Source organism: Bacillus sp. IT-79MI2, from assembly GCF_949768135.1.
In the GTDB taxonomy this organism is placed as follows: Bacteria; Bacillota; Bacilli; order Bacillales; family Bacillaceae_G; genus Bacillus_A; species Bacillus_A pseudomycoides.
The window spans coordinates 1-20,947 of sequence record NZ_CATKPV010000139.1 but is presented as its reverse complement, the minus strand read 5'-3'; the positions used below and the strand labels follow the sequence as shown (position 1 = coordinate 20,947).

Here is a 20,947-nt window from a genome sequence, read left to right as displayed (position 1 = left end):
TGAATTTATTTTACCGCACTCAATAAAGCCCCAATAGCCCCGCTAAAACCGTGATCTTCTAAGAAGATAGGTTTTTTATTTTGATACAAAGTATAACTACCTATAATTTCTTGTAGATGTGTATTATTTGATAGTGTAGATCCAATATAAACGATATGATCCATATCTTTTGCTTCTGCAAATTGAAGGCTTAATGCAGTAACTACTTCACCAACAAGACCTTGAAGGGTGGCGAGTAAATCGGGTTTGTTATAATCAGCTTCACTAATAGCAGCTTTCCCGAAATTACTAGCTGTTAAATTACTATCAATAGGAGATAGAATTCCGCTATAAATATCTCCAACTGTTATATCGAGATTCTGCCTAGAACCTAGTTTTGTCTGCTGGATTACTTCTTCAAAACGATCTATATTCGCTAATAGTTTCGACAAGCCCATGATAGTGCCTCCACCAATACCAGTTCCTCCAGCACGAATATAATTTTTATTATGGACATAATGAATGGATGTTCCTGTACCGATATTTGTTAAAACAAAGTTATTTATGGAATCATTTCCGTTGTTAATAAGATAGTGAACGCCTGCAAGTGTGGCATCGAATTCTGCAACATACTCTATAGTGTACTTTTCTAAAAATAATGTTTGTAACTGTTCAGCTTTACCACCAGTCAGAGACAATCTATTTATATACTTATTTTTATTTAACCACTTTTGAATTTTGTTTTGTTCATGAGAGTAAAATTTTTTAAAATGTAATTCATTGTCTTCATTAAAATAAGCAATTTTTGTTAGTGTTCCTCCAGCATCAATACCGACGGCGCTCTTCATTTTTGTACTCCTTATCATTATGTAGTTATCATAACGGATATCTATAATTAAATCTTTATTTAGTGATGTAAACTAATAACTTTTCAACTATAACAATTGGTTTACCATTTACAGAAGCGATTCCTTTGCCGAGAATAAATCCTCGTTTGTTCCGTAGAACTTCATATTGTAAATCTAGCTTATCACCAGGAGTAGCAGTTCCATTAAATGTTACGCCGTCTAATGAGGAGAGAAATCCTAATCCATTAGACTTGCTTGTTCCCACGAATGCTCCAAGCTGCGCAAGTGCCTCTACAATTAGCATGTGAGGCATACTGTTTTGATTCTCATTTATAAACCATTCGTTAGTTGTTATTAATTTATATCCTTTTACGGATTTTTCATTTTCAATTTCTGTAATTCTATCAATCATTAAAAATGGGTGACGATGGGGAAGTGTATCGTTAATAGCTGTGATATTCATATGTACCTCCTAATTTCTAAATGAAAAGTGAATATAAAATAATAACCCCTGCTAAAAGGAAGCAGGGGATTTGTAATTAATTCTTGACTAATGCATCTGCTTTTTCAAGAGAGAAAATACCGCTATTTTTAATGTTTTCAACAACTTGTTGTAATACTTCTTTATCTTGGACAAGTGCGATGCGAACAAAACCTTCACCATGTGGTCCAAAAGCATGACCAGGGGTTACAACAACATGCGCACGATCCATTAATGCATAAGCAAATTTTAATGAAGTCCAGCCTTTTGGTATTTCAGCCCATATGAACATACTGCCGGCTGGTTTATCAACATGCCATCCGAAAGAAGCAAATCCATCAACTAAAGTATCTCTACGTTCTTGGTAGATGATGCGGTTTTTTTCACAGAAATCGGCCCCTTTACGTAAGGCAACTGATGCGGCCTTTTGAATTGGCAAGAACACGCCGTAGTCTGTGTTTGATTTAAATTGCGCTAGTGCACCTACAATTTCTTCATTTCCAATCATATAACCAATGCGGCTACCAGCTAAGCTATAGCTTTTGGATAGGGAATTAATTTCAACACCAACTTCTTTGGCGCCAGGAACAGATAAGAAACTGATTGGTTTCTTTCCATCATAATAAAATTCTGCATATGCGAAATCATGTACCACAATGATATTGTGTTGTTTTGCGAAGATGATAACTTCTTTGAAGAAATCTTCATGTGCCATTGCTGGAACTGGATTTCCAGGGAAGTTTAATATCATCATTTTTGCTTGTTTAGCAATTTCTTCAGGAACGTCTTGTAAATTAGGTAAAAAATCATTTTCCTTCTTTAAAGGCATGAAGTAAGGCTTTGCACCTGCCATTTGAATACCCGTCTCATATGCTGTATATCCAGGATCAGGTACTAAAATAAGATCACCTGGATTTGCAAAAACCATAGGTAAGTGAACAAGTCCATCTTGGGAACCCATTAATAATAAAACTTCATTGTTTGGATCTAATTTAACATTGTGATTGTTATCGTAATATTCAGTTACTGACTCGTGAAATTCTTGAATACCTGTTAAAGTATAACCGTAATTTTCTTTTCCGCTTGCTGTATGTACCATAGCTTCTCTTACAATATCAGCAGGAGGCATATCTGGATTGCCAATACTTAAATCGATCATTTTGTGACCTGCTGCAATTTTTTCCTTTTTATAAGCTGCTAATTCACTGAATATAGAAGATTGAAATGCTTTCATTCTAGCTGCTAACGTATAAGTCATCAAAACCCCTCCTAAAAAACTGTGCTTTCATTTTTCTAACTTTTATATTCTTTTATTATTCTGAAAACACATAATTGTATTTTATCACTTTTGAGCCAGAATTCAAAACACAGTTGTGTAAAAAGAAAAAGAAGGGAAGGCTAAAGAGTATGAATACTACCACATAATGAAGAGGTGTTAAAGGTGAAACAAATTCCAATTGGTGTATCAAATCGGCATATTCATCTGACAAACGAAGGGTTAGAAAAGCTTTTTGGAGAAGGATATGAACTCCTGGTTGCAAAAGAGCTTTCACAACCGGGAGAATTTGCAGCGAAAGAAACAGTAACAATCAAGACCGAAAAAGCAGAAATCTCAAAGGTCCGTATCCTTGGTCCTATTCGAAAGTTTACACAGGTTGAAATTTCAAAAACAGATGCACGTAAATTAGGAGTGGATGCTCCGATTCGCGCATCAGGCAATATTGATGGAACACCAGGGATTACTCTTATTGGTCCAAAGGGTTCTTTAAAAATTGAAAAAGGTGTAATCGTCGCTGAGCGCCATATCCATATGACACCTCAAGATGCTGAAAGATTTCAAGTGAAAGATGGACAATATGTAAGTGTGAAAGTAGAAGGAAACAGAGGATTGATTTTTAATCAAGTGTTAGTTCGTGTAAAAGATACATACGCATTAGATATGCATATTGATACAGATGAAGCAAATAGTGGGAATATAACAACAGGAGACTTAGGTAATCTCTTACAATAAGAGAAAAATCCATCTCAATTTGGAGATGGATTTTACATGTTCGATACTTGGGAAGTGTTTTTACTTGCCTGCTTGTGCTTTGATAACGACATAAAAATAATTAATAATGAAATAGCGCCAAAAATAAGAACCATATATCGTAACCCAATTGTGTCTAAGAAGAACCCAGTTCCAAGTAAGACAATTTGGAACATTACCCTTTCAAACATATTACGGAATGAGAAAAGACGTCCATGATAACTTTTTTCAACTTTTGTTTGGAAAATTGTTGACATGATAGGGAAGAAACAACCAACGCTAAATCCAAATAGACCAAATGATACAAGTGCCATCCATTTCACATCACTAAAGAACAATGAGAGATGCGCAAAAGCAGTACAGAAGGCGAAGAAATAAAGTAATTTATCAGGTGGGAAATGATCAGATAAACGCTTAATTACGAAAGCTCCTAACATAAAAGCCACACCTTCAATGGTATAAATAAACCCTTTAATTGTCGGATCATGTTGCATTTCGCTAATGTTAATAACCATTAAATTGAAACCAGCGATGAATAAAAGGGGAATAATACTTAAAATAAGTGCCCGAAATGCAACTGGGATTCCTCTTAAAATCCGAAATACTTCCATAAAGCTATTATCTTTTGCTGCTTTTTTACTTGATGTATTTGATTTTTGATCTTCAAATTGTAGGAAAAAGGTCGAAAGGAATAATAAAGCGTATGCTGCCATTGAGAACGCGTACATGTACTGTAAACTCATAACGACAAGAAGAACACCACCTAGTGAGGTTCCAGCAATACGAGCGATTGTTCCGATATTCATATGGACACCATTCATCTGTAATAGTTCATGTTCACGAACAATAAGCGGAATAACAGACTGCAATGCAGGGAAATAAAAAGCCGCTGAAATTTGAAGGGCAATCATAAAGGCAATCATAAAGGCGATACTTTCATATTGAATAGCGAAGAACATAAAAATAACACTGATAACACGGCCGAAACCAGCATAAAGAAGGACTTTCTTTTTTTCGTATTGATCGATAACACGACCAGCCATCGGACCAACAAGAACACCGGCTAATAATCCAATAAATAAAATAACCGACTTCATAAAATCAGAAGGTACATACTTCTGCATAAATTCTAGATTGCCAAGAATCCCAAGCCACAAACCAAGCCCAGCGATAAACTCACCGATTAGAACAATCCAGACATTTTTATTACGCCACATAACAAAACCTCTCAGTCTTATAAAATAGGAAAAATCGTATATAAATCCTCCTCTTCATTCATACATTTGAATCATTATTTTTTAGAGTCAGAGTCTATATTACGTGTTTGATAATGAAAGTTCAATCTTTTTGATTTGGATAAAACTTTGCTTTTATAGAGCTAAAAAATCAAATTTACATATTAGAAAATAAATTGGAATAAATTTAAAATGTACGAGGGAGGGATACTTATGATTCAACAATTTTTCAAAAAATTGTTCGACCAGTTTTTAGAGAAGCAGGAAGAGGAAATAATAGCAAAGCTTTGTTTTTGGATTGTCTATTATTACATATCAGTCCCAAAATATATGGTGAACTCTAGTGGTGTTTTAGTACATATGAATCAAACACATGAAGGCTATACGTATGATACAATTGGAGATTTTTTACGGGAGTATAGTGGGAAAACAAGAGGAGCGTTCTATTTTGAAAGTAGAATATACTATATTAAATTTGAGGAAATGATTAGGGAGAAGTGCCGTGAAATGATTTATGCTTATTACTTTCCACGCTTTATTGATGGACATTCGTTATTATGTAAAGAGTTATTAAGAGAAATAGGTGTAGGTAAAACAGAAATTGAATGCGGAAGTTTCTATACGTTGATTTTTAATTATTGTGCAGAAACAAAGGATTGGGTTGATGAATACGAAGAGAATGTGTTAAAAGAACTATTTGTATTGTCACTTCCCTTCATTGTACAAGCATATGGTATAAATGTATGTAAATATATAAAACAAGAAGAAAATCGGAAGGAAATAGAGTGCTTAGTTCATTGAATAAAGAGGATATTTATATATTCTTGCTGAAAAAGAATATGTAAATATATGTGGAAAGAAGATGATTGAAATGAGTAACGAAGAACTTGTGAAAACACAATTTGGTAGTAATGCTGAAAAGTATGTGAATAGTCAAATTCATGCAAAAGGGCCAGATTTACAGTATGTCGTTCAACAAGTAAAAAATCGTAAAAATATTCGTCTTCTTGATATTGCTACAGGTGGCGGTCATGTTGCTAATTTATTAGCCCCGATATTTAAAGAGGTTGTTGCGCTCGATTTAACAGAAAAAATGTTAGAAAAAGCGAAAGCATTTATCCAGACAAACGGACATGAAAATGTATCATTTGTAGTAGGAAATGCAGAGGATTTACCATTTTCTAATCAATCGTTTGATACGATTATTTGTCGCATTGCAGCGCATCATTTTTCAAACCCTTCTCAATTTATTTTTGAAGTACATCGAAAGTTAGAAGAGAACGGATTATTTATATTAATTGATAATGTCTCCCCAGAAAACCTAGAATATGATACATTTTATAATTTTATTGAGAAAAAGCGAGATCCAAGTCACAGGAGAGCGCTTAGAAAAACAGAGTGGATTTCATTATTAGAAAAGCAAGGTTTACAAATGCAATCATGTTTCACATTTGAAAAACAATTTAATTTTGATTGGTGGTGTAACATGATGGATGTCCCATCGCCAACACGCTCCAAGTTAACGGATTGTATGATGAAAGCGTCAAATGAAATGAAGGAGTTCTTCAACATACAATTTAACAATAATAAAGTAGAATCATTTTATACGGAGATGGCACTGTTTGTATGTCATAAAAGTTCAACGCTAAAAAGATAATTTTCTTGCAGTCTTTTCTCAGTACGCTATACTTAGTACAGAGAAATAGAGAATTGAGGAGTAATAACAATGATTCGTGTACGCGTTGAGGGAACTGAAAAAGAGATTGTTGAATTTTTGGAGAAAATGCCTGAAATTCCTGGGTTTGAAAAGACACATGTTAGAGAGCCGAAAAAAGGAAACAATCCTAAATATGATACAAGTAAGAATGTATTAGCATATTTGTCGTATAAAAAGATGGAAAATGCTGTTCACAAATAATAAAGTCCTTTAAAAACAATAAAATTGTTTAATGAAAGAGAGCCGAAACGACACAAAATACAGTGTCGTTTTTTCTATTCATGTATAATAGAAATATAAAAAGTTCCTTTAATTAACAGGGAATGTTTTTTAGCGAAAGGTATATTTTGAATATTTAGACCGATCTTATATAATTTGTTAATCTGTATAAAAAAATAACTTAATGAAATGATTTTTATTTATAACTACATATATTAAATTAGCATACAGAGGGTCTGTTTTTATGTGCTTTTTTACTGTAGAGAGTGAGAATGTGATCCTGAAGTATCTAATTGTTATATTCTTCTTTTGACCAGTTATTGTGTGAAAACGACCGATTATCGAAAATCCATTTACAGTAACTTAAATAGCTTTTATATTTAGAGCGAGTGAAAGTGAAGTTTGAAGTGTCGATTGATCCATCTTATAAAGAGCCGAAAATTATCATTCTAACGGATAAAATGACAGATGAGATATCTGATATTATGAAGCGACTATCGGAGACTCATATGGATTCATTAGCTGTATTTTCAGAAAGAGGTGTTGAAATTGTTGAATGTAAAGATATCATTAGAATCTATACAGAGAAACAGAAGGTATTTCTCCAAACCGCTGCTGGTATTTATCCCGTTCGCTCAAGGTTATATGAACTGGAAGAGAAATTAAATAGTCAATTTTTCGTTCGTATTTCAAATTCAGAGATTGTTAATATTAAAATGATTACGAATATGGATATTAGTATGACAGGAACAATTGGCGTGTCATTAACAGGGAATATCAAAACGTATGCTTCTCGACGCTATGTTTCAAAAATTAAGAAACTGTTCGGAATATGAGGTGAAAATATCTTGAAAAATATAATTAGTCGAGTTGTTGGTGGTTTTGTTATCGGTGTGATTATTGGACAAATCGTACAACTCCTTATTTCACTCACATTAGGTCAAGGAGAATATATGCCAGTTGTGGAACAGTTTCGCTCTTTATTTGTTAGTGAGATGTCAGCTGTCATGGTACAAATACTGTTAACAGGGCTGATTGGGGTCACATTCGCTACAAGTTCGCTTGTTTTTGACATAGTGAAGTGGAGTCTACTAAAACAGTACATCGTACATTTTTGTATAACAGCACTAGTATGGGGGCCGATTGTAACGCTACTGTGGATGCCCAAAACATCTATAGGCACACTGATTTTTTTTATTAGTTTTTTAGGTACATATGTCATTACATGGGCTATTCAATACATGATGTCAAAGAATGATATAAAAAAAATTAATGCTGCGATTCAATCAAGGCAATTTGAAGGGAGAAGTGATGAATAGTGGCCATAATTATAAAAAATCTAACGAAAAAATTTAAAGAGCGCACAGCTGTTGACAATCTTTCACTGACGATTAAGAAGGGAGAATTCTTCGCACTTTTAGGGCAAAATGCTGCTGGAAAAACAACAACGATTAAAATGCTTAGTTGCTTACTTACACCTACAAGTGGCGATGCACTGATGTTAGGAGATAGTATCATCAAAAAACCTACGGCAGTAAAACAAAAAATAAACATTTCTCCGCAAGAAACTGCGGTAGCTCCGAATCTTTCTGTAAGGGAAAATTTAGAATTCATCACGAGTATCTATGGAAGCAATAAGCAAGAGGTTAAGCAAAAAGCGGTGGAAATGATGACAAAGTTTGGACTTTCGGAGCGAGCAAAAAATAAAGCAAAAACATTATCAGGTGGGTTGCAGCGCCGGCTAAGCATTGCGATGGCACTTATTTCGTCTCCCCAAATCATTTTTTTAGATGAGCCAACACTAGGACTTGATATTCGCGCTAGACATGATCTGTGGAAGACTCTACTTGAATTAAAGGGTAAAATCACGATTATTTTAACGACGCACTATCTAGAAGAAGTAGAAGCACTTGCTGATCGCGTCGGTATTATGCATGGTGGTAAATTGCATGCACTTGGAACGATTGATGAGTTAAAAGAAAATACAGGATAATCATCTTTAGAAAATATTTTCCTTACACTAACTGAAGAGGGGGACGGATTATGAGAAATGTAGCATTTGCCTCACGTAATCGTAAGGAGATTTTACGAGATCCTCTCACGCTTCTTTTTGGGGTTGTGCTTCCTGTTATTATTATGTATCTTTTTTCAATCATGCAGCAAAACATGCCTTTTGACCTTTATCATATAGAAAACTTAACGCCAGGCGTCATTATTTTCAGTTTTTCTTTTATAACGTTATTTTCAGGGATGCTAATTGGTAAGGATAAAAGTAGTTCGTTTTTAATGCGGATTTTTGCTTCTCCTATGTCTGCGTCTGATTATATTACTGGGTACGCTATTCCACTATTACCGGTTGCAATTTTTCAAATTGTTATTTGCTTTATTTCAGCATTTTTCTTAGGTTTATCTTTTAATGCGAATGTACTAGTTGCCACTATTATACTCATTATCATCGCAATGCTTTATATTGGATTTGGTCTACTACTTGGTACGTATTTTACAGATAAGCAAGTTGGCGGGATTTTTGCGATTTTTGTCAACCTTACAACATGGTTAAGTGGCACTTGGTTTAAGTTAGATATGATTGGTGGTGCGTTTAAAACAATCGGTTATGCATTGCCATTTGCTCATGCGGTTGATGCTACTCGATTTGCTTTAGCTGGTGAATACGGTGATTTCGTTGTACCTTTATTATGGGTAGTTGGTTATATAATCATTATTTTCGTAATCGCTGTTTTGGGCTTTAAGAGGAAAATGAAAAGTTAAATAAATTGTATTCATATTAAAAAATACACGATAGTTGAATAAAATATAAACAATTTTATTATCTCCATATAACCGCCAGTAAATAGGCGTTTTTTTTATTTGATACTGTTTCACCGCCTTGTCTTTTTCGCATAATAATAGTAGAAAATGATGAGGAGGGTGAGAGGAGTTAATAAAAAATCTTTTTTGGAGATTTTGGTATCAATGATGCAGTTGCTTTAATTTATGCAGATAAAACATGCAACATTATTTCTTTTGTATCCAGATGTAATGGACCAAGTATGCGCTTATTATATAATGGGTGGCGCATTTTGATTTCCAGGTAATGTTACTCCTGTTTCAGAAGCTAACTTTTACCCCGCATTAACGGGCAGTAAGACCCCCACCTCAAAGTTCAGCGAAAGCAAAGAAGTTAGGTGGGGGATCAACTGCCCATAAAAGCCCGATTCGTTCAACTAATAATCAGAGGAGGATGAAGAAAACCCCCACTGATTAAAGTTTCACTTTATGGAGATCCAATTGCAACTAATATTGTCATGAAATATGCCAAGAATGTTAGTGTTTATCCGCTAAATGTAACGCAGCAGCGCTTATTACTCCTGAAATGGTAAACATTATTAATGAAAAGGGAACAGGGCTAGCAAAACTAATTAAGCCAATGATTGATTTTTATAAGGATAAAAGATACGAATTATATATCCTGTAAAAGCTCGGTTGTTGATGGGATTTTCATTTTATTATCGATTGGTTTAATCGTTTTTTTAGTATACGCAAGTTAAAAGTATAACTTAATAAAAATAGTAGCATAACTAATGATAAGCAATGATTTATGGTTATTATTTTTCTGTCTTGTAAAATTAAGGAGGTATAGTGATATGGCATTTATATGGTCTTTAATTGTTGGTGGTATTTTAGGATGGCTAGCAAGTTTAATCGTTGGTAAAGATGTACCTGGTGGTGTGATTGGAAATATTATTGCTGGGATTATCGGTTCTTGGCTTGGAACATTATTATTGGGTACGTTTGGACCGGTTATCGGAGGGTATGCAATTATTCCAGCATTAATTGGTGCCATTGTTTTAATTTTTATTGTCAGCTTATTACTACGTGCAATACGAAAATGAAATCAGGTGGATCGCTGACAATTGTCAGCGATCCATTTTTGTATTATTTGTCCTAATCTGTTATGCTACTGTTATACAATCAGGAGGTGTCAGCATTGAAATCATTTACAGTAAACTTTCATCAGGAAGACAATGCAAAAGCAACAACAGTACATAAGTTAAGTGAAGAGGACTTCAATAAAGTAACAGAGAATGGTACTCGTCATCTATTTGATCTAGATACAAATGTTGGTTTCTTTGTATTCTTTGATGCAGAAGATGCAGAAGGCAATGAACAATACTTAATGTTGCAATATGAAGGAGATCACGAAGAGCCAAGTGCCTGCTACGGATTTGATTTGAAATTATTCTATCAATTTCTAGCACTGTATTTAAATGACCTTGAATTCCAAGGTGAAACAGATGAGGAAGAGGAAGAATATGGTCCAATTCATCATTTAGCTCATTTACTTTACCACATCGTTGAAGATGGAAAAAGTATTGAAGTATAAATACATAGCTAAAGCTGCCTTTCATAGGGCGGCTTTTTTATTTTGTACAAATCATCGAAGAAGCAAAGGCAGTATAGTTTTCTATATTCTTATAAGGAGGTTTGACATGGTTTAAGAGAGAAGGGATATATAAGTAAGTATATTTTTTAGAATTGTATATGTCGGACAGTTAGAAGCAGAATGTGAAGAAGTTTTGGTGCTCTTATGATTTGAAAAGTAGTGTAATGGAGTGGACGCAAGGTTAAATTTATCTAAAAATAGGCGAGAAAACTTCACCCTCAAGGAATGTGAGGGGCATAGCCCAATGAGTAGGAGGGAGATGAATCGCCCAGCGGCTTACCTCCCACTTCCAGATCCAAAGGAGATAAGTGGAGGGAGTTTTCATAAGGACAGCTCTTTTGATTTGTTGCGCTCTACTGAATAAACAAAGTAAGTTTGAACGATTCCGCCAATTATTAATAAGCAGGCACAAATATAGAATAAGGTGCTGCCGCTTACATGACTTAATATAACTGCTCCAATAACAGGGCCGCACGTTCGAGAAATATCCCAGTGTATGCCGTAGATAGAAAAATATAATCCCCGCTTATGACTTGGTGCTATTCTGGAGACAAATCGTAGTAAGTGATTTAAAGCAATACTTTCACCAATTGTCAGGAAAAGCAATGTGAAGAAGAGTGACCATAATGTTGTAGAATAACCATAACCAATAGCAGCGAATGTATAACAAATATAGGAAATTACAATTATTTTAGGCATTGAAAATCGTTCAGACCATTTGACAAGACCAACTTGCAGGATGATTTCCATTACAGCTTTACAAGTTGAGATAAATGCGAGAACGAATAAGAAATTTGGAAAGATATTTTCTGCAAATACACGATAATTCGTTTCAGTTTGGGCATAGAAAAAGCTAATCGGAAGAGTAGATATCATGAGTCCAAATATAGCATAATGCTTAAAAATAAACTGTGTACGTGTTGTTACTTGTGCTGATTTTTCATTAGTTTGAATGATTGGAGCTGTTTCTGGAAGTTGTGTCCAGACGAGAATGGCATACAGCAGGAGAGTTACAGCTTGAATGATAAATAAGTATTCAGGGTGACTATTGTAAAAAAAGGCACCGATGAATGGACCAATCACAGCACCGATAGCTCCTACTGTTTGAAGAACAGCGAATATTTCTGCTTGTTTTTCTTGCTTTGTTAAATCTGCAATTTGTGCACGTTGAGCAGGAATATATAAGGAGCGGCCAATACCATTCATTACATATAACAAAGCAAAGAATAGGACTGATTCAGCAAAAACAAATCCGCCTATTGCAATTGCCTGCACGAATAACCCGAGTAACATAATTTTCTTTCTACCGTAGCGATCTGTTACACCTCCAGCAATGATTGTGAACACAATATCAGAGAGTGGCTGCAATCCGAACAGTAGCATTGTAAGAGTTACATTACCTTCTAGCGCTTTATTGACATGGATAATAAAAAAAATTGCCAGCATGGCCTCAGTTGTTCTAGTCAATAACTCTCCTAATAATCGAATCCAGATTGGTTTATTGTAACGTTTTATAAGATGATTCATTCTTCATTTCCTCCTTTCTATATGGAAATCTTAAGATAGAAGCAAGAAATGAAAAAGGGTAGAATGAAAGAGTGGGATTTTTCACCTTTTAGGGGGATGGATATGGTTATTTTGGATCAGTATGTTCAGCTGTGGCTCCGGTATGGAAAAGGGAGAACAGAGGGAGAAAAAATAGAAATATCATTACAAAATATATCAGAAACAGTGTTTTGTACGGATCGTAATAGTAAATTTATTATAAAAAAATTAGAAGAGCTAACTTGGATTTGTTGGTTTCCAGGACGCGGGAGAGGGAATCTGTCAAAGTTATCGTTTCAAAAAGATCCTGCTTCCTTAATTTTAGAAAAGGGGAAAGAAATAACGAAACAGGGGGATGTAAAGGGTGGAAAAGCATTTGTTGAGCAATATAGCTCATATTTCTCCGTATTAGAAAAACAATTCCAAGCTTGGATAGATTCGATATTTGGTTATCAAATTGAAATGACTTCTCGAGGAAGACAAGATGTACTGCGTTTACAAGTTGAAATGAACCTGAAAATTTCTTTAGATCCTGTATATGCTACAATGCGTTCGGAGTGTCATATGGTAAAACATCTATATGACACGCTTATTTATGTTAATGAGAGCACAAATACAATAGAGCCGAGACTCGCCTTTCATTGGGAATATAATGACAATCTAAAACTATGGACTTTTTATTTACGAAAGGGGGTTCGATTTCATAATGGAAAACGATTTACAGCTCATGATGTTGTATATACATTTGGTAGGTTTATGAATAAAGAGGATAATCCGTATTCATGGATGCTTCAACATGTTGAAAGTGTTCGTATTGTAAATGAATATATTGTAGAAATGCACTTGCATACGGAAAATCAGTTATTGTTATATGCTTTAAGCTCAGAACAGTGTTCTATTGTAATAGAAGATGAGGAAGACAACCTAATTGGAACAGGACCGTTTAAACTGTGTGAAAATGATGAGTCTATTTTTGTATTAGAAGCGCATGATTTGTATTTTCGTGAACGGCCCTTTCTCGATCGGATTGAATTATGGAATGTGCCACAAAGTATAGATACATATGATGTGTTGGTGAAGGCGCAACATAAAGAATTAGAAAAGTGTCATAAGGAACTTTCTATATTGGAATCCAATGTAACATATATAACGTTAAACACTGAGAAACAAGGACCTATGCAAGATGTTACATTTCGAAAAGCATTGTATAAAATTATTCATAGTAACAAAATAATAGATGAGTTAGAGGGAGAGCGTGGCGAGGTAGCAGAGGAATTAGTATTAACGAATAGCTCTGTCCCGGGAATTGAGGAGGATATTCATACCCTTATTGGAAATAGCAAATACAATGATGAAACATTATATTTATATACATTTAAAGAACAAGATCATGTAGAAGATTCATATTGGATTCAAAAAGAATGTGCCAAATATGGAATTGTAATTGAAATAAAGTTTCTGGATGCAGAGGAATTATTACAGGTTAAAGCAATACAACAAGCAGATATGATTCATGACAGTGCTACCATTAGCGAACAAACAGAAAGCAGTTTTTTGTATATATTTCTTTCAAAAAATAGCTTTATTTATCAGCATAGCTCTCTGGATTTTAATGAGCAATTACATTCATATTTTATTGAACCTAATTTTGAAAAGCGAATTACACTGTTACGCGATATAGAGGACACATTGTTACGTAATATTCATATTGTTCCTTTATATCGTAATAAACAACACATACGTACACATGAAAAAGTGCAAAATATAATCATCAACGCTCAAGGGTGGATTGATTTTTATAATATATGGTTTAAACCTTAATATATAAGCATTTAATAAAGGTTCTTTTGAAAAATCAAAAGGGCCTTTTTGTATGGAAGTACATGTGGATTTTGAACATTGTTTCGCATATTGTTATAAACGCCCATTTACAACGTAACAGTGTTATGTTACGTTGTTGTTAGGAAGGAGTGTTATACAGTTGAGTACGGATTTAATTTCAAAAAAGGATTTATTGGAACTGACTGGTATTTCATACGGACAGCTATATAGGTGGAAAAGAAAGAATTTAATACCAGAAGATTGGTTTGTAAGAAAATCAACGTTTACAGGGCAAGAAACATTTTTTCCAAAAGAAAAGATATTAGAGCGTATTGATAAAATTCAAACAATGAAAGAGGATTTGTCTCTTGATGAATTAGCGAGTATGTTTTCGCCAAGTGTTACAGAGATTTGTTTAACAAAAGGTGATGTAATACGTAAAGGGATTGCTTCAGAACCAGTTATACAATTTTTCATAGAACAAACGAATAAACCAGCTGAATTTCAATTTGTAGATACTCTTTATGTGTATATTTTAGAAGAACTTCTCCAATCCGGAGAGATTAGTCTAGAAGAAGGAAAAATGGTTTTACAAGTCTTGCATGACAATTATGAAGCTATAAAGCATAAAAATTGTGACTTAGTTGTAATTCGGAAATTAGGTATTTCTACATGTTTCTTAGTGTCAAATGTGGAAGACTTACTTTTTGAAAAGGGAACAAAAGTTGTTATTCGCGCAACAATTATGAACTATACAGAAGCATTAAAAACAAAATTGTTATAGGGGAGGAGAAATAATGCGATCAGAAAATTTAATTATAAATGGTTATGGTTCTTCTAATGGGGGGGAGTTTCATAAAGTTCAATTAAACGGAAAAGGAACTGTTAACGGAAACGTAGAGTGTGACGACTTTGAATGTAACGGTTCTGGCAGTGTAAATGGTAATTTAAAAAGTGGAAACACAAGAATTAGCGGATCCGGTAAAGTTGACGGTACAGTAAGCACTGAAAACATGAGGATTGATGGAAAGGCAACAATTACAAAAGATGTTAAGGTCAACAATTTAAAGATTGCTGGAAAAGGTACAATTGGTGGTACTTTAACTGGAGAAGAATTAAAGATTCGCGGGCAAGCGATTATAGATGGTAACTGCGAAGTGGATGTCTTTTCATCAGAAGGGCAGTTTACAATCGGTGGCTTACTGAGCGCGGATGAAATTGACATCGATATTCATGGTACATGTAGAGCGAAAGAAATAGGTGGTCAAACAATTAAAGTAAGACACAGACCAACGGCATTTAGTAGGCTTTTTAAAACGGTGTTTGGATCACATTTAGAAGCTGAATTGTTAGAAGGTGACAATATTGATGTTGATTACGTGCAAATTAAAACAGTAAGAGGTAACAATGTTACAGTAGGTCCAAATTGTGAGATAGGACTTATTGAATATACAGGAGTTCTTAATGTTGATAAAAACGCGAAAGTAAAAGAAATTCAACAAGTTTAATTTTTTAGAAAGAGAGGAATAGATATGGAAAATCAGCATAGTCTCACCGTGAACGGATCGGGCAGTTCAGCAGGTGGAGCTTATAATAAAGTGAAAATTCGTGGCGAAGGAACAATTTCCAATCACGTTAGTTGTAATGAATTTAAAACGTACGGAACGAGCGATGTTCGTGGTGATATGACGACAAATTCATATATTGTGTATGGAGATAGTGAAGTACAAGGTGGTTTGCATGCTGAGTATGTGAAAGTGTATGGTAACACACAAGTGCAGAATGATTGTCACATTAACAAAATAAAAATTCGAGGAATGTTCGAAGTGAATGGAAAGTTATCCGGAAACTTTGTGGACATTAAAGGAGGACTGACTGTAAAAGAAGATATTGAAGTTGAAGAATTTTTATTAACGGGTGGTCTTGAAAGTGAAGGGCTTTTAAATGCTGAAAATATTAACATTATCTTGCGTTATGAAGGAAGTAAAGTAAGAGAAATTGGTGGAAAAAAGATTACAGTACGAAAAAAAGCTAGATTTATTCCTTTTACAAGCCATACTGGTAATCTTCAAACATCAATTATTGAAGGTGATGACATTTATTTAGAGCATACAATAGCTGAAGTAGTGAGGGGAAACAATGTTACAATTGGCCCTGGCTGTGAAATAAGTGTTGTTGAATATCATACTAGCTTTAATCAAAAAGGAAAATCAGTTGTAAAAGAACATAAACAAATATAGTTGTAAGAGGGAGAGCAAGATATATGGTTGCAAAGAATAGTAAACTTAGCTTGGTAGTTGCTGGTTTATTGTTAGGGATTTTAATGGCATCAATGGATAATACCATTGTTGTTACAGCGATGGGAACAATTGTTGGCGATTTAGGTGGATTAGAAAACTTTGTTTGGGTTGTATCGGCGTATATGGTAGTAGAAATGGCAGGAATGCCGATTTTCGGAAAACTATCAGATATGTATGGTAGAAAAAGATTCTTTATTTTCGGTTTAATTGTCTTTATGATTGGTTCGGCACTTTGTGGTACCGCAGAAAATATTACGCAGTTAGGTATTTATCGTGCGATCCAAGGTATTGGTGGCGGGGCACTTGTTCCAATTGCCTTTACCATTGTTTTTGATATTTTCCCGCCCGAAAAGCGCGGGAAAATGGGTGGATTATTTGGTGCGGTCTTTGGATTATCTAGTATTTTCGGTCCTTTACTTGGCGCATATATTACAGACTACATTAGCTGGCACTGGGTGTTTTATATTAACTTACCGCTTGGTATTCTATCACTTATTTTTATTGTCTTCTTTTATAAAGAATCGCGCGTTCATCAAAAACAAAAGATTGATTGGTTTGGTGCAATTACACTAGTCGGTGCAGTTGTTTGTTTAATGTTCGCATTAGAACTTGGTGGACAGAAGTATGATTGGGATTCTACTTTTATTTTAAGTTTATTTGCGGCATTTGCTATTTTAATTATTATGTTTATTTTTATTGAAAGAAAAGTGGCAGAACCTATAATATCGTTTGAAATGTTTAAACAGCGCTTATTCGGGATGAGTACAATTATCGCTTTATTTTACGGGGCAGCTTTTATGTCAGCAACTGTATATATTCCTTTGTTTATTCAAGGTGTATATGGCGGATCGGCAACGAATTCTGGCTTATTACTATTGCCAATGATGTTAGGATCAGTAGTTACAGCACAGTTAGGTGGATTTTTAACATCAAAGCTAAGTTACCGTAATATCATGATTATTTCAGCTGTGATTATGCTGGGTGGATTGTTCTTATTAAGTACATTAACACTAGAAACGAGCCGTGTATGGTTAACCATTTATATGATTATTATCGGTTTTGGCGTAGGTTTCTCATTCTCTGTATTAAGTATGGCTGCAATTCATAATTTCGGTATGAACCAGAGGGGATCAGCAACTTCAACGAGTAACTTTATCCGCTCATTAGGAATGACACTTGGGATTACAATATTTGGTATGATTCAAAGAACAGGTTTTCAAGATCAATTAGAAGAAGCATTTAAAGGAATGGACGGCGGAATAAATAGCGACGCTCTAGGGGATTCAAGAGCAATTCTTTCAGAAGGCGCAAGATCTCAAATTCCGCCACAAATATTAGATAAAATTATTGAAGCCCTTTCAAGTTCTATCGTTCATACTTTTATGTGGGCGTTAGTTCCAGCAGGTTTAGCATTCCTGTTCATCTTTTTCATGGGGAATGAGCGAATGGTATATAAGAAAGAACAAGGTAAGATAAAGGCTGAAACATCAAAAGCATAGAAGAAAAAAGCTCCTTTCTCAAATAGAAAGGAGCTTTTTTGTATGTAACTTTACAAATTAACCTTCGATTACTTCATATTCTTCGTCTGCTAATAATAAAATCTGTGTTTTTTTACCTTTGTTTTGTACTTCAATTACATCGTATGTACCTAGGTCTCTTAGTTTGTTTTGAGAAACGTTTACCATTACTTCAATAGAATCGATTAAAATATCTTCTTCTATATATGATTCAGGCAATGCCATATCCTCAGTATCTAATACACATGCGTATAGATTTTGTAAATCTGCAGTAGATGGGTTTTGTTCCTGGGCATCAATGATGTTTTTTACTGCATCCATATTTTCTTCTTTTACTTGATACACTTTAATTTTAGCCATTTTTTAATCTCCTTTATAACGTAATCGTAGAAGCTACAGTTTATTATAACGTTTTTTAGTGGAAAGATGAAATTGTTTCCTTATTATCATTCTCAATTATAATATTCGCATCCCAAAGTTCGGATAGGAGAAGTGCTATTCAGTGAAGGGAAAGGAAATCCTTGCTGATTCAAAATCAGTTCGAATTTATTACAAAAGTGTAAGGTTTTTGTAAGGAAAATAGATAAATAGATCATAAGGTTTCTGATAGTATACGAGGTGTCACAATTGCCACTTTATCTTTTTTTAAATCACTCGGTACAAATCCAACTGTTTTATATTGATGATTAATCCATTCTAAATCCTCTGATGAAACAAATTTTATTTTCATAAAAATACACTCCTTGAAAAATTCTGATATTTCTATTGTATAGGAAACAAAATGATTTGTAATGAAATAATAGTACTTGATTCAATTAGATATAACTCGTTTGAGAAATTGATTTAATCATGAAGTTAATTTCTCTACATTCCGTGCATAGAATGTAGAATAGTTTAATAATACTTTCTCTTTCTTCATTCCTGTTTTACGTATATAATTTAAAGGTAATTGTTCTTATTTTAGTATACTTATAACAGAATAGAGGTTTAAAAATGAGCGTTAAAATCATTACGGATAGTGCTGCTGATTTACCAAAAGAATTGCTGCAAGCTTATGATATAGATTTGATTCCACTCCGTGTATATGATGAGGCAGAAACAGAGTATTTAGATGGAGTAACATTAGATTCGGTTCAATTATTACAAAAGATGAGAGAAGGCGAGGTATTTAAGACATCGCTGCCATCATTAGAAACATTCCAAGAAAAGTTCGTTACATATGCAAAGCAAGGTACACCTTGTATATATGTAGCTTTCTCTTCTGAACTTTCGGGTACATATCAATCTTCAGTAGTGATTAAAGAAGAAGTACAAGAAACATATGCAGATTTCGATTTAGAAATTATTGATACAAAATGCGCTTCACTTGGTCAAGGTCTTGTTGTATTAGAAGCTGCGAAAATGGCTAAAGAAGGTGCATCAAAAGAAGAAATTTTGAAACGAATTGCTTTTCTAACAAAACATATGGAGCATATCTTTACTGTGGCTGATTTGCAGTATTTAGTAAGAGGTGGGCGTTTAAGTAAGGTTGCTGGATTTATTGGTGGTTTATTAAACATTAAGCCGATTTTAAATGTAGAAGAAGGTAAGCTTGTACCACTTGAAAAAATAAGAGGAAGAAAAAAAGTTCTAGGCCGAATGGTTGATATTATGGAAGAGCGTGGGAAGAACCTTAAAGGTCAAACGATTGGAATTACCCATGGTGATGATTTAGAAACTGCGAATGCATTAAAAGCATTAATTACTGAAAAATTTGGCTGTGAAGTATTTATTGTAAATACAATTGGTGCAGCAATCGGAGCGCATACAGGACCGGGCGTATTAACATTGTTCTTCTTAAATGAAGTAGAGTAAAGGATTGATCTTTTTGATCAATCTTTTTTGTTATACAATTATAAATAGGCATAACATGTTATCTTGCAAAAAAAAGCACCTGAGGTCAATTTAAAGTGAACCCTATTAATGGGGTTCACTTTAAATCCTCAAGTGCTTTTTTATTATTCATTGATTTGCTTTTTTACAGGCAAGAAGCTCGAAAGGAAAGTAGTGAGAACTAGTATTAAACCAATGTCCTCATTCGTATCAATCACTAAATTATTATTCCATTGATATATATAGGATGCTAGTATTAAAAGTAAAGCAAATCCTGCAACATATCTTACTGTTTTTCGCGCCTTTTTGTTATGTGTTCTCCAAATCATAATCATCCCTCTTTCTTATTTAATAAAATATTTTTGATTTCAATCATCGATAAACTGTAATAAAACAATTATTATTTTATCTATTACGTTTTCTGAATTTTATTATGAATAGGTAATAGACTGTCCATATGTAATAAGTTAGAGTGATAAATTGAATATCAATTTATTGCATGAAATTCATTCATCATATTTGTGTGAAAAATAAGTGCAAGCTGCTAGAGATAGGATAGAAATAACAATTGTTTATATTTGCTTCAAATTTTTTCTAGCAAGTTTATCGTACTTAAAATATACAATGTGGTTTATGTTAATAACAAGTAGTTGAATTTTATAAAAAAAAAGACGGAAAAATTGACTTTTTTACCAATTTTTTTAACAAGTGGATAGAAATTATAGAATTACAACAGTACAATTAAAATAGAAATTAGAATATAAATAGTTATTTCATTATTAGGAATGTTTGAATAGGGGATGGAAACATGCAAATCGGGGAACGAATACGACAAATTCGTATACATAAAGGATTGACGCAAGGGGAACTTGTATCAGGAATATGTTCTATAGCCTACTTAAGTAGAATAGAGAATTGACAAATTAAACCATCTTTTTCA

General features: G+C 33.9%; 23 protein-coding genes and 3 pseudogenes. 18 read left to right on the top strand and 8 right to left on the bottom strand.

The annotated features are described in order from the left end of the window. Positions 1-5: 5 nt before the first annotated feature. The 3 genes from coaW to ACM6HU_RS27525 all read right to left on the bottom strand — a co-directional run bounded on the left by coaW (position 6) and on the right by ACM6HU_RS27525 (position 2,566). Positions 6-827 (bottom strand): type II pantothenate kinase, encoded by an 822-nt coding sequence (gene coaW, locus ACM6HU_RS27535; protein WP_016115183.1) that lies wholly within the window; start codon positions 825-827, stop codon positions 6-8. Positions 828-882: 55 nt separating this feature from the next. Continuing rightward, a complete protein-coding gene (locus ACM6HU_RS27530) occupies positions 883-1,290 on the bottom strand; it encodes a 3-hydroxyacyl-ACP dehydratase FabZ family protein (protein WP_016131492.1) in 408 nt (135 codons plus the stop codon). Between the two features lie 76 nt (positions 1,291-1,366). Then, a complete protein-coding gene (locus ACM6HU_RS27525; RefSeq protein WP_016115181.1) occupies positions 1,367-2,566 on the bottom strand; it encodes an LL-diaminopimelate aminotransferase in 1,200 nt (399 codons plus the stop codon). 183 nt (positions 2,567-2,749) lie between these two features. Between ACM6HU_RS27525 and pduL the strand changes: the two genes are divergently transcribed. Then, complete coding sequence (pduL, locus tag ACM6HU_RS27520) at positions 2,750-3,319, top strand: phosphate propanoyltransferase (RefSeq protein WP_016132932.1); 570 nt, start codon at positions 2,750-2,752, stop codon at positions 3,317-3,319. A gap of 32 nt (positions 3,320-3,351) precedes the next feature. Here the strand turns inward: pduL and ACM6HU_RS27515 are convergent, their stop codons facing one another. Next, entirely contained in the window at positions 3,352-4,554 is a 1,203-nt protein-coding gene (locus ACM6HU_RS27515) for an MFS transporter (RefSeq protein WP_016115179.1), read from the bottom strand. Positions 4,555-4,785: 231 nt separating this feature from the next. Here ACM6HU_RS27515 and ACM6HU_RS27510 point away from each other — a divergent pair, with 231 nt between their 5' ends. The 10 genes and pseudogenes from ACM6HU_RS27510 to ACM6HU_RS27465 all read left to right on the top strand — a co-directional run bounded on the left by ACM6HU_RS27510 (position 4,786) and on the right by ACM6HU_RS27465 (position 10,892). Then, a complete protein-coding gene (locus tag ACM6HU_RS27510) occupies positions 4,786-5,373 on the top strand; it encodes a hypothetical protein (protein ID WP_016115178.1) in 588 nt (195 codons plus the stop codon). Positions 5,374-5,443: 70 nt separating this feature from the next. Then, positions 5,444-6,229, top strand: a complete 786-nt coding sequence (locus ACM6HU_RS27505; protein WP_033671902.1) for a class I SAM-dependent methyltransferase — start codon at positions 5,444-5,446, stop codon at positions 6,227-6,229. Between the two features lie 69 nt (positions 6,230-6,298). Then, entirely contained in the window at positions 6,299-6,490 is a 192-nt protein-coding gene (locus tag ACM6HU_RS27500) for a YvzF family protein (RefSeq protein ID WP_003198184.1), read from the top strand. Between the two features lie 413 nt (positions 6,491-6,903). After that, positions 6,904-7,344: a LytTR family DNA-binding domain-containing protein gene (locus ACM6HU_RS27495; RefSeq protein ID WP_097989660.1), complete on the top strand. Its 441-nt coding sequence runs from the start codon at positions 6,904-6,906 to the stop codon at positions 7,342-7,344. Between the two features lie 12 nt (positions 7,345-7,356). After that, complete coding sequence (locus ACM6HU_RS27490; RefSeq protein ID WP_242227098.1) at positions 7,357-7,827, top strand: DUF3021 domain-containing protein; 471 nt, start codon at positions 7,357-7,359, stop codon at positions 7,825-7,827. After that, on the top strand, positions 7,827-8,501 hold the full coding sequence (locus ACM6HU_RS27485) for an ABC transporter ATP-binding protein (RefSeq protein WP_242227099.1): 675 nt from the start codon (positions 7,827-7,829) through the stop codon (positions 8,499-8,501). The genes ACM6HU_RS27490 and ACM6HU_RS27485 overlap by 1 nt, the downstream gene beginning before the upstream one ends. A gap of 50 nt (positions 8,502-8,551) precedes the next feature. Then, on the top strand, positions 8,552-9,277 hold the full coding sequence (locus ACM6HU_RS27480; protein WP_242227100.1) for an ABC transporter permease: 726 nt from the start codon (positions 8,552-8,554) through the stop codon (positions 9,275-9,277). A gap of 240 nt (positions 9,278-9,517) precedes the next feature. Further along, positions 9,518-9,983, top strand: a pseudogene (locus ACM6HU_RS27475) (nucleoside hydrolase); the annotation flags it as partial. Positions 9,984-10,152: 169 nt separating this feature from the next. Next, positions 10,153-10,401, top strand: a complete 249-nt coding sequence (locus ACM6HU_RS27470) for a GlsB/YeaQ/YmgE family stress response membrane protein (RefSeq protein ID WP_016115172.1) — start codon at positions 10,153-10,155, stop codon at positions 10,399-10,401. A gap of 95 nt (positions 10,402-10,496) precedes the next feature. Continuing rightward, on the top strand, positions 10,497-10,892 hold the full coding sequence (locus tag ACM6HU_RS27465; RefSeq protein ID WP_003197987.1) for a hypothetical protein: 396 nt from the start codon (positions 10,497-10,499) through the stop codon (positions 10,890-10,892). Between the two features lie 381 nt (positions 10,893-11,273). On the opposite strand, the gene ACM6HU_RS27460 is transcribed toward ACM6HU_RS27465, so the two are convergent. Then, on the bottom strand, positions 11,274-12,479 hold the full coding sequence (locus tag ACM6HU_RS27460; protein ID WP_414848560.1) for an MDR family MFS transporter: 1,206 nt from the start codon (positions 12,477-12,479) through the stop codon (positions 11,274-11,276). Positions 12,480-12,527: 48 nt separating this feature from the next. On the opposite strand from ACM6HU_RS27460, the gene ACM6HU_RS27455 reads away from it, so the two are divergent. The 5 genes from ACM6HU_RS27455 (at position 12,528) to ACM6HU_RS27435 (ending at position 18,117) form a co-directional block, all read left to right on the top strand. Further along, a complete protein-coding gene (locus ACM6HU_RS27455) occupies positions 12,528-14,318 on the top strand; it encodes an ABC transporter substrate-binding protein (RefSeq protein ID WP_414848559.1) in 1,791 nt (596 codons plus the stop codon). Between the two features lie 160 nt (positions 14,319-14,478). Next, positions 14,479-15,102, top strand: coding sequence for a YhbD family protein (locus tag ACM6HU_RS27450; protein WP_414848558.1), 624 nt, complete (start codon positions 14,479-14,481; stop codon positions 15,100-15,102). Between the two features lie 10 nt (positions 15,103-15,112). Then, complete coding sequence (locus ACM6HU_RS27445) at positions 15,113-15,826, top strand: polymer-forming cytoskeletal protein (RefSeq protein ID WP_414848568.1); 714 nt, start codon at positions 15,113-15,115, stop codon at positions 15,824-15,826. Positions 15,827-15,850: 24 nt separating this feature from the next. Then, entirely contained in the window at positions 15,851-16,558 is a 708-nt protein-coding gene (locus ACM6HU_RS27440; protein WP_414848557.1) for a cytoplasmic protein, read from the top strand. A gap of 23 nt (positions 16,559-16,581) precedes the next feature. Beyond that, complete coding sequence (locus ACM6HU_RS27435) at positions 16,582-18,117, top strand: MDR family MFS transporter (protein ID WP_414848556.1); 1,536 nt, start codon at positions 16,582-16,584, stop codon at positions 18,115-18,117. Between the two features lie 57 nt (positions 18,118-18,174). On the opposite strand, the gene ACM6HU_RS27430 is transcribed toward ACM6HU_RS27435, so the two are convergent. Continuing rightward, positions 18,175-18,495 (bottom strand): hypothetical protein, encoded by a 321-nt coding sequence (locus tag ACM6HU_RS27430; RefSeq protein ID WP_088094111.1) that lies wholly within the window; start codon positions 18,493-18,495, stop codon positions 18,175-18,177. Positions 18,496-18,754: 259 nt separating this feature from the next. Beyond that, positions 18,755-18,865, bottom strand: a pseudogene (locus ACM6HU_RS27425) (GNAT family N-acetyltransferase); the annotation flags it as partial. 263 nt (positions 18,866-19,128) lie between these two features. On the opposite strand from ACM6HU_RS27425, the gene ACM6HU_RS27420 reads away from it, so the two are divergent. Further along, complete coding sequence (locus ACM6HU_RS27420) at positions 19,129-19,989, top strand: DegV family protein (RefSeq protein WP_016115162.1); 861 nt, start codon at positions 19,129-19,131, stop codon at positions 19,987-19,989. A gap of 143 nt (positions 19,990-20,132) precedes the next feature. Here the strand turns inward: ACM6HU_RS27420 and ACM6HU_RS27415 are convergent, their stop codons facing one another. Then, entirely contained in the window at positions 20,133-20,336 is a 204-nt protein-coding gene (locus ACM6HU_RS27415; RefSeq protein ID WP_097836830.1) for a hypothetical protein, read from the bottom strand. A 479-nt stretch (positions 20,337-20,815) separates the two neighbouring features. Between ACM6HU_RS27415 and ACM6HU_RS27410 the strand changes: the two are divergent. Then, positions 20,816-20,923: pseudogene (locus ACM6HU_RS27410) on the top strand (helix-turn-helix domain-containing protein); the annotation flags it as partial. Positions 20,924-20,947: the final 24 nt, after the last annotated feature.